We start from the raw sequence: 8,301 nt of genomic DNA on the forward strand, positions 1-8,301 counted from the left end.
CCCTTATTACTCATTACTCATAACTTATTACTTATTGGGGAAAACTCTGCTCCCTGCTCTTCGCCATACAATATCAAGTTAATTAAAACTCAACTTCGGGGGGATGTTAGGTGATACGCTCATCTTATAGTGTGTTAAGTACTGTTACCTAACCTTGGAGAATATAATCATGCATTTATTTTTTATGCAAACAGCAGCACCAGCTATAGATGCTGGGCCTCATTTTCCCGTGGCTTTTACCTTGGTGTATGTCGTTGGTTTTGTTGCTGCTGTTACTATTGGGTCAATAGCTTGGTACAACTCGAAACGCCCCGCAGGTTGGGAAAGCAAAGAGCGTCCTGATTTTGTGCCTAAGATTGAAAAAGAAGAAACTCCGGGTCTGGGTGAACCGAAGTCATAATTTGGTCATTGGTCATTAGTCATTAGTTATTAGACTTTTGACTTTTGACTATGATTAGTTTTGCACTTCAACCCAACGGCGGTAAAGTTTTTGAATTTGTTTGAGAAGCAGAGTGTGAACGGGTTGAGTTGAATCATTTTGCTTTGCTATATCCTGCAATTCCGTCAGGAGTCTGGCTTCTTCGACGGCTACTTCGCCATCGCTATAAATTAAGCCACTGATGGCTTCAATTAGATTTTCACAATCTTCAAGGCTGGGGCGATCGCCTAAATACTCCTGCACCCAGTCATAGCATTCTTTTGGTTGCACAGGAACTAATTCGTACAGCCAAGGCTTAATTTCTGGGTCGTTAGCTAAACCTTTTGCTTGAGCTATTTCGCGGAGATATTGCCGCTCTTCTGGCTGGATTCTGCCATCGATCCAGGCTGCTCCAATCAGGATTTTTACTAAGTTTTTCACATTGGAAGGGGAAACCATTGCTGCCTCCTCTGGTAGATTCAGGCCTCCACCAAATCGTACAATCCCAAACAGTATTCATTCGGAATTATTGGTTTTTCTTAAGCGCACCATAAAAAACCCATCCATATCCTGCCGATGGGGCCAGACTTTAAACCATCCTTGTGGCGCGATCTGGGCAGAATCAGGTAACTCAAGACCATTGGGAGACTCAATTTGCCAATCAGGTGACTTAGCTAAAAATGCCGAAATTACTTGTTCATTTTCTGCTGGATGCAGTGTACAGGTGGCATAAACTAGTACACCGCTAGGCTTGACAAAAGTTGATGTATGTGTTAATAATTCTTGTTGCAACACCGAAAGTTCTTGGACAGATTTTGGTGTCTGTCGCCAACGCGCATCAGCATGACGGTGCATAGTTCCCAAACCGGAACATGGAGCATCGAGTAATACGCGGTCTGCGGTGTTTTGAAATTGGGTAAAATGACGACTGTCGCCAGTATAAATTTGAATAGATTGTAAATTTAGCCGTTGAGAATTTTCTTGGAGTTTGCGAAGACGAGAAGAAGTGCGATCACAAGCCCAAATTTTACCACTATCTCCCATTAACTCAGCGATGTGGGTTGTTTTACCCCCTGGTGCAGCACAGACATCAATTACCACCTCACCTGGTTGGGGGTCGAGCAAATGCCCTACTAATTGAGCGCTACTATCTTGTACAGTCCACCAACCTTCTTTAAAACCCGGTAGTTTTTGAATTGACCCAGTATTACTAATAAACCGTAAAGCTTGGGGTAAATGAGGAATTCGTTTCACCAAAATACCAGCAGATTGCAAAGCCGCTTCAACTTCTTCAATGGAAGTGCGAAGAGGGTTGATGCGTAAGTCAATTGTTGGTGATTGGTTCATCCATTCACACAGTTTTTCTGTCTCAGTCAAACCCAGTTGTTCTAACCAAACTTGAATAATCCAGTCAGGAAAGCTGTGTAAAATGCCCAAGCGTTCCACTGGGTTTTCTGGAAGTTCTAACGGATCAAAATGGGGGATTGAGGATTGTGGAAGTAACAAAGAATCTTTCTCCTCTGCCCCCCTGCCCCCCTGCCCCTCTGCCCCTTTGCCCCTTTGCTCTCCTGCTTGTCTGAGATACTGGCGTAATAGACCGTTAACAAAACCTGTGAGTCCAGAAAAACCGTTTTCTTTAGCGAGTTGGACTGTGGTATTAACGGCAGCTGAGGCGGGAATACGCTCTTGATAACGCAGTTGGTAAAAGCCCAGATGTAAGATGGTGCGGAGGTCTTGGGGCTGTTGATGAGATTTCTTTTTGGCGAATTGATCGATGAGAGTATCAAGAGTGCGTTGCCTTCTGACGCTCCCATAAACCAATTCTGTCACCAAGCGGCGATCGCAATCAGCCAAATCAACTTTTTGCAGTACTCTATCTAGGGCAACATCAGCATAAGCCCCCTTATGAACATCTCGCAAAACGATAAAAGCTAGTTGACGGGGGTTTTTCATGGAAACTTGATTCAGGAGTCAGAAGGCTTTTGTATTCTAACTCCTAACTCTGCCAATTTTAGATTTTAGATTTTCAATTTTGGATTCAAGAAAAATTTAAAATCCAAAATTGAATAGCTCCTAACTCTATCAATTCTAGATTTGAATTTGGATTAAAGTAAAATTCTAAAATCCAAAATTTAAAATCCAAAATTGAATAACTTTCCTATCGAGACATATACGGGTCTACTACACTGGCAATTTCAAACTCACACGCTCTAGAAACCTGTTCTGCTGGTAATTTTCCAAAGCTGATTAATGGTAAATATGTAGGGTTTGCCATCAGTTCTTTTGCTAATAAGAACCCAGTAATTGTCCAAGTTTGATATTTCCTAGCTTGTTTCCCAATCAATCGCCCTTTCTTACCGTCGTAATATTCTGGCCATTCATCTGTACTAAGGCGTCCTTGGGCAACTTCAATCGCCTTTTGTGCAAGATTTGTTCTATTAGTTTTTACAGCCGCCGCCGCCAACATCCACATTAAAACAGGCCAACTACCAGCATTATGATACGACCAAGGTATATTTTTGGGGTCACATCCAGTCACAATTCTGTATTCTTCATGTTCCAAAGCTGGGAAACAAATTTTCATTGGCATATCTCCTACCAAGTCATCCCATCTTTCCTCAATGAGAGTCATAATCGCTTGTGACTGTTCTTCGGTGGCTAAGTCGGAAATGATTGCCATTAAGTTTCCGAGTGAAAAGAAGCGAGTATCTAACTGCGATGGGCCAACATTACCTGCTAGATAACCACCTTTTTTAGGCAACCACTTATCTAATTCATAATAGGGAACAGAATCTACATATATGTTGAACAGATTAACAGCAGCCTTGCCATATTCTTCACTTTTGAAGCGATAAATTGTATTCAGACGATTAATATCTATCCAATAATGCTGTCGTATATGAGCGCATAAAAGAGGTAACCGGTTATCAATGGCTTCAACAATATCAGAATTACCTTGACAAATTAGCAGTTCACGAGATGCACGTAATGCCGTGTAAAAGAGGACTTGCAATTCTAGAGGATGCCCATAAATGCCCATACGACGGTCAATCATACAAGCGCCATCTGGAACCAACAGCGTTGGGTACATATCAAAACGATTGGCCAAGCAGATTTCCATGATTAACCTGATCCCATTTTGGAATTCAGGTTGATAGGCGAGAGAAAAATCTTCTGTGGCGACGACATAAGCACGTAATAAAATAATCCACCATAAACAAGAATCTACAGGTGTAACTCTAGCGATCGCATGTTCACCAAAGTCTGCTTCTAAATATTCTTGTCCATTTTCTGATACTACTTTAAAGCTAGCTGGGATTAATCCTCTTCCTGGCTTATAAGCATCTAATGCCTTTTCTTTAGGCTGTAACTTTAAGGTTTCTTCTAAGAAATTACGAACAATATCGGTTCTACCTTTAATCAGAAAAATTAGAGCAGAAGAAACAAAATCCCGGACAAAGCACTGATCGTAATTGAGCGCCTCTACAGAGGCATCATAAGCCGCTACTGTCCCAACAGGGCGACCTTGATAATAGAGAATTGATTTTTCTAGTGCTAGCCATGCTTCTTCCACTTCTTTTAAATTCTCAGTAGTTTCCAATTCGTTTAGGTGCATTGCCAGAATAGCTCCATAAGGATTGTGAATTTGTGGTAGATGTGTCTTCATTTATTATTTTCGCTATTCTCAGCATAACAAAAACGATTCTTTGAATAGCAAAGATAATTTCTCAAAAAAATAATCAACTAACAAGGAATAAAATTGCATAAATGTCAGCAAATTTATTGTTAGTTAATTGCTTATAATCTATTACTATTTTGGTGAATTCTAGTTATTGTTCTCCACCGCAAGTAGTAACATAATTCCTAAAAACAGTCACATAAGATATATTTTTAGATTATTTATTGTTCCGTTTTCTGTCCAGAATCTTTGCTTTAGCAAACAAAAACATATCTTCAGTGCTGTTTAGGGTTTGTGTGAAGTTAAAACTGGTTGCAGCATATTTACTTGAGCAGGATTAGTTTTTGACACTAAGAACTCAGATTATTCCCCTATTATCTAATAATTTATAACGTTTTTTCTGAATATGCAAGATAAAAGCTATAAATTTTAATATGTCAATACTTCTCAAGGGTTAAATATCTTACCTACTGATAGATGAAACGGAACGTTTATGGGAGTATAGCCAAAAATAATAAAGAGTACTGAGTCGAAATACCGTCCATAAGGTACAGAGAATATACAAAGTACACAAGTACTGAGATTAACAAAGTGATGTTCATTACTGCTCTCCCGAAGCAGCCTTAAACACTTGTTCCGCAGTTAGATTTAGCTCTGTTAAAGTTGGTGATTGAATTTGGTCATTACCACAAAACTGAGTTACTTAGTACTCACCTTCCACCAATCTGTAAACTGATATTGTCGGTTGTTTGGGATTGCCGATAAATCGTTTTCCACCAAGAGCAGCATAGTCAACAATCCAATATTCTGAAATTCCAATTTCCTCTCTTCGAGACGCTACGCGAACATATTCACCGAATTTGAGAAAGTAATCATCTCGCCAATTTGTACTCACGACTTCTACTACTAATGTAATTGATGCGGCTTGAGTAACTGTTGATAATTTTTTCCAAAGTGGTTCATTAATTAAGTTAGGGATATTCAATACCAGCACATCTGGAATATAACCAGATTTTTTATCAACAGATTTGATTAATGCTTGAGCAGGAATCGAATAAGCTAGGTTAAACCTGCGAATCTCAAAATTGAGTTCTCTAATCAGAAATGCTCTGACTAACTCATGTTCTCCTGTCGGCTGCATTTCAACTATTACTCCTTTATGTAATTCATATCTACCGTTCTCCGGTTTCCATTCGACAAATTCTTCAAAATTTATCGCTTCTACTAAATGTTGAAACATAACACTATTTCCTCAAATATTATTCATATTTTGACTAGCATCGATAAACTGCTAACTATATGTTATCTGCTGCTGGAATTCTTTATAAGCTTGATTAATTACTTGCATTGAGGCTTTTGCGATCGCAGAACTATTAACATCAGGATGATACAATCTTGCTAATCGGCGGTAGGCAAGTTTAACAACATTGGGGCGATCGCTCTGATTTACGCCCAAGACTTCCCACCATTCCCCAGATAACCCAGAGTCGAGAGTAAATTGACTCCAAATCTTGATGCTTCCGCCATTACCGCCACTTACTAGCGTCTTACCATCAGGGCTAAAAGCAACGGGATTACACCCAGAAAGATTTTGTAGTAATTCCCCAGTCTGGAGGTTCCAAAGTTTGATTGTACCGTCTCGGCTGGCACTGGCAAGGGTTTTTCCATCAGGGCTAATGGCAACAGACAAAACCGCCATTGAGTGTCCAGTCAAAGTGGAAAGTAATTCTCCAGTTGGGAGATTCCATAGCTTTATTGTGGCGTCTGTGCTACCACTAACAAGAGTTTGACTGTTAAAACTGATTGCAACTGTATTCACTGCACTCAAATGTTCAGTGAGAATATAGCGTTGTTCCCAAGTTTTGGTATCCCAAAGCCTAATAGTTTTATCAGCACTACCACTTGCAAGAATTTTACCATCGGGACTGATGGTGACAGATAAAACTGCGTCTGAGTGTCCATTCAAGGTGCGTTTTACTGTTCCCGTGTAGCGTCCCCAAATTCTAATCGTTTTATCAGCAGCACCACTTGCAAGAATTGTCCCATCAGGACTGTAGGCTACTGAGTTAACAAAACCATTATGACTATAACTAGAGTTTAAATAAAAGAATGTGCGGAGAAATTTTTTTGTGTCTATCTGCCAAGTGCTGATTTTTCGATCGACACTACCACTTACAATCTGCTGTCCATCAGGGCTGATAGCAACAGATAAAACTGCTTCTGCTTGTCCAGAGAATGTGTAAAGCCATTTTCCGGTTTTCAAGTTCCATAAATTAACTTGTCTGTCATCACTGCCACTGATTAAGGTAGTATTATCAGGACTGATAGCGATCGCATTAACTGCCCCTAAGTGTCCCTTAAGTGTGCGTACACATCTCCAAGTTTCAGATAGCTGGGTTGTCGGAGATATTTTTTCCGGTTCAATGTTGGGAATAGAAGCTTTAGGCGTAACAAATTCTGATTTTTTCTTGAATTTAGCCTTAAGCGCTTGTAACTCATCCTCGATTTCCAAAACAGCAAATTTTTGGTTGAGATCGTCACCAGATAAAAATGCATCTAATTCCATCACTGCTTCGGAATAGTAGCCCATCTGCAAAACTTTCTCTTCCATTCGCTCAAAAAGCTGTGCTGGAGTTTCGCTAATTCCCGATTCGTCTAAAAGTTTGGTAATACCATAGGCGGTGAGTCCTACAACTGCACCAATTCCTGCCATTGGTACTGCACCAATCCCAAATGCCAGCCCTACTTTCGGTGCGACTAAACCCATACCACCGACGACGCTATAAATACCAGCACCACCGACTGCACCAATTCCCATTGTAGCGATCGCAGCTGCATCTCCTTTTGCTATGGCTTTAAAAGCGCCATAAGCAGCTGCACCAGCCACAGCGCCAGCAGCCACTACAGGAGTTGTACCAATACCGACTGCACCAAATCCCCCTGCTAGTCCCATCCCGCCTACCGTTGCAGAAACACCAACGCCTGCTATGGTTCCGCCTGCAATGAATGCTGCACCTGTTTTAGAGTTTTGTGTCATTGCCTAATGTTTTCTTGAAATTTTCTAGATTCATCAGATTTCGTCTGAGTACAGCTACTATTGCTTGCTGCTGTTGAAGCTGAGTTAGAAGAATAAGCACAATTTTATTTTGAACTTTTTTATTTACTACAGCTTGAAGGGCTAAATCATCATCATTGTTTCTCAAAGCTGTCTCAGCTTTTTCGTTCCAGTATTTAGATTCTTTCTGGGCGTTTTCAAAATCTTTCTCAATACTTTCTTGATTAGTAATAGCATTGTTCACAGCTTCTTGTGTCTTAAGAATAGATTCTGATAAAAGCACTTTGCTGTCGTTTTTAGCTTTAGTTTGCTTTTGAGGTTTAGGTGGTAGCAATAATGCTTCTTTCATCTGCTGTAATTCATCATCAACCCATACATCAATATCTTCATGTTCAAACTTAATGAATGTCGGTGAAAACTCACTGTTACTAGGATTGCTACTTAATACTTCATTCTGTGCTTCTGAAACCTTTTGCTCCCAAGATTTCAAACTACTTTTAATTGCGTCTACTTGTGGTTGTTGCTCCCCTACAAGTTTTTTGAGTCTACTAGCAATTGCTTGGTATCGTTCCTTTTGAAATTTTGCTTTACTAATTAAATCCTGATTACTTCCTTGCACAACGAGTTGATATTCTTGTTCCCATTTATCAGCTTCGGCTTGAGCTTTCGCATAGTCTCGTTCAGCAATTTCTTGGGCTACTCTAGAGTGGCTTGCTCCTTCGCGTAACTTTCGTAGTGCATCCTGTGATAATTGATTTTGGTCGTAAAGTCCCATAAACTTATCTGAGTAACCTTATTACCCAGAGCGTAGACTAATTTATACTGTTGCGTCTTCGTAAAAATTACTTAGTTACCTCGTTCCCAGACAGAGCCTTGTAACGAGAAGTAATGCACATTTGTTTATAAAAAAACTGAAGGTTGAAAACCGTACTTCGTCCCGCTACGCGTTCGCGTAGCGTCTCGTAGAGAAAAAATCTTTCTGTCTCAAGGTAGGTAGAAACTCCACCCCTAGTATCGGGCTTAGTTTAATTGCGAATTGCGAATTGATTTCATGTCAGGGCAAACGCATCTTATTTACTAATAAAAACTAAGGGAGATTTCAAAATGACATAGATAAGTGTAAAAATTGATAAAATGATAAATAAAATA

At 40.0% G+C, this 8,301-nt stretch carries 6 protein-coding genes and 1 pseudogene; 1 reads left to right on the forward strand and 6 read right to left on the reverse strand.

All coding sequences use genetic code 11. The features are described from left to right. Positions 1-169: 169 nt before the first annotated feature. Entirely contained in the window at positions 170-400 is a 231-nt protein-coding gene (psb35, locus tag V7L31_RS29480; protein ID WP_334699508.1) for a photosystem II assembly protein Psb35, read from the forward strand. Positions 401-454: 54 nt separating this feature from the next. Here the strand turns inward: psb35 and V7L31_RS29485 are convergent, their stop codons facing one another. The 6 genes and pseudogenes from V7L31_RS29485 to V7L31_RS29510 all read right to left on the reverse strand — a co-directional run bounded on the left by V7L31_RS29485 (position 455) and on the right by V7L31_RS29510 (position 7,927). After that, the gene (locus tag V7L31_RS29485; protein ID WP_334699509.1) at positions 455-877 is read right to left on the reverse strand and encodes a tellurite resistance TerB family protein; all 423 of its coding nucleotides are present in this window, start codon (positions 875-877) and stop codon (positions 455-457) included. Positions 878-934: 57 nt separating this feature from the next. Continuing rightward, positions 935-2,371 carry a 16S rRNA (cytosine(967)-C(5))-methyltransferase gene (locus V7L31_RS29490; protein ID WP_334699510.1) on the reverse strand — a complete coding sequence of 479 codons (1,437 nt, stop codon included), beginning with the start codon at positions 2,369-2,371 and terminating at the stop codon, positions 935-937. A 205-nt stretch (positions 2,372-2,576) separates the two neighbouring features. Beyond that, positions 2,577-4,034: a glycoside hydrolase 100 family protein gene (locus V7L31_RS29495; protein ID WP_334699517.1), complete on the reverse strand. Its 1,458-nt coding sequence runs from the start codon at positions 4,032-4,034 to the stop codon at positions 2,577-2,579. Between the two features lie 664 nt (positions 4,035-4,698). Beyond that, positions 4,699-5,337: pseudogene (locus V7L31_RS29500) on the reverse strand (Uma2 family endonuclease). A gap of 51 nt (positions 5,338-5,388) precedes the next feature. Continuing rightward, entirely contained in the window at positions 5,389-7,134 is a 1,746-nt protein-coding gene (locus V7L31_RS29505) for a DnaJ domain-containing protein (RefSeq protein WP_334699511.1), read from the reverse strand. Continuing rightward, positions 7,118-7,927 carry a PspA/IM30 family protein gene (locus V7L31_RS29510; protein WP_334699512.1) on the reverse strand — a complete coding sequence of 270 codons (810 nt, stop codon included), beginning with the start codon at positions 7,925-7,927 and terminating at the stop codon, positions 7,118-7,120. The genes V7L31_RS29505 and V7L31_RS29510 overlap by 17 nt, the downstream gene beginning before the upstream one ends. Positions 7,928-8,301: the final 374 nt, after the last annotated feature.

The organism is Nostoc sp. (genome assembly GCF_036916655.1).
In the GTDB taxonomy this organism is placed as follows: Bacteria; Cyanobacteriota; Cyanobacteriia; order Cyanobacteriales; family Nostocaceae; genus Nostoc.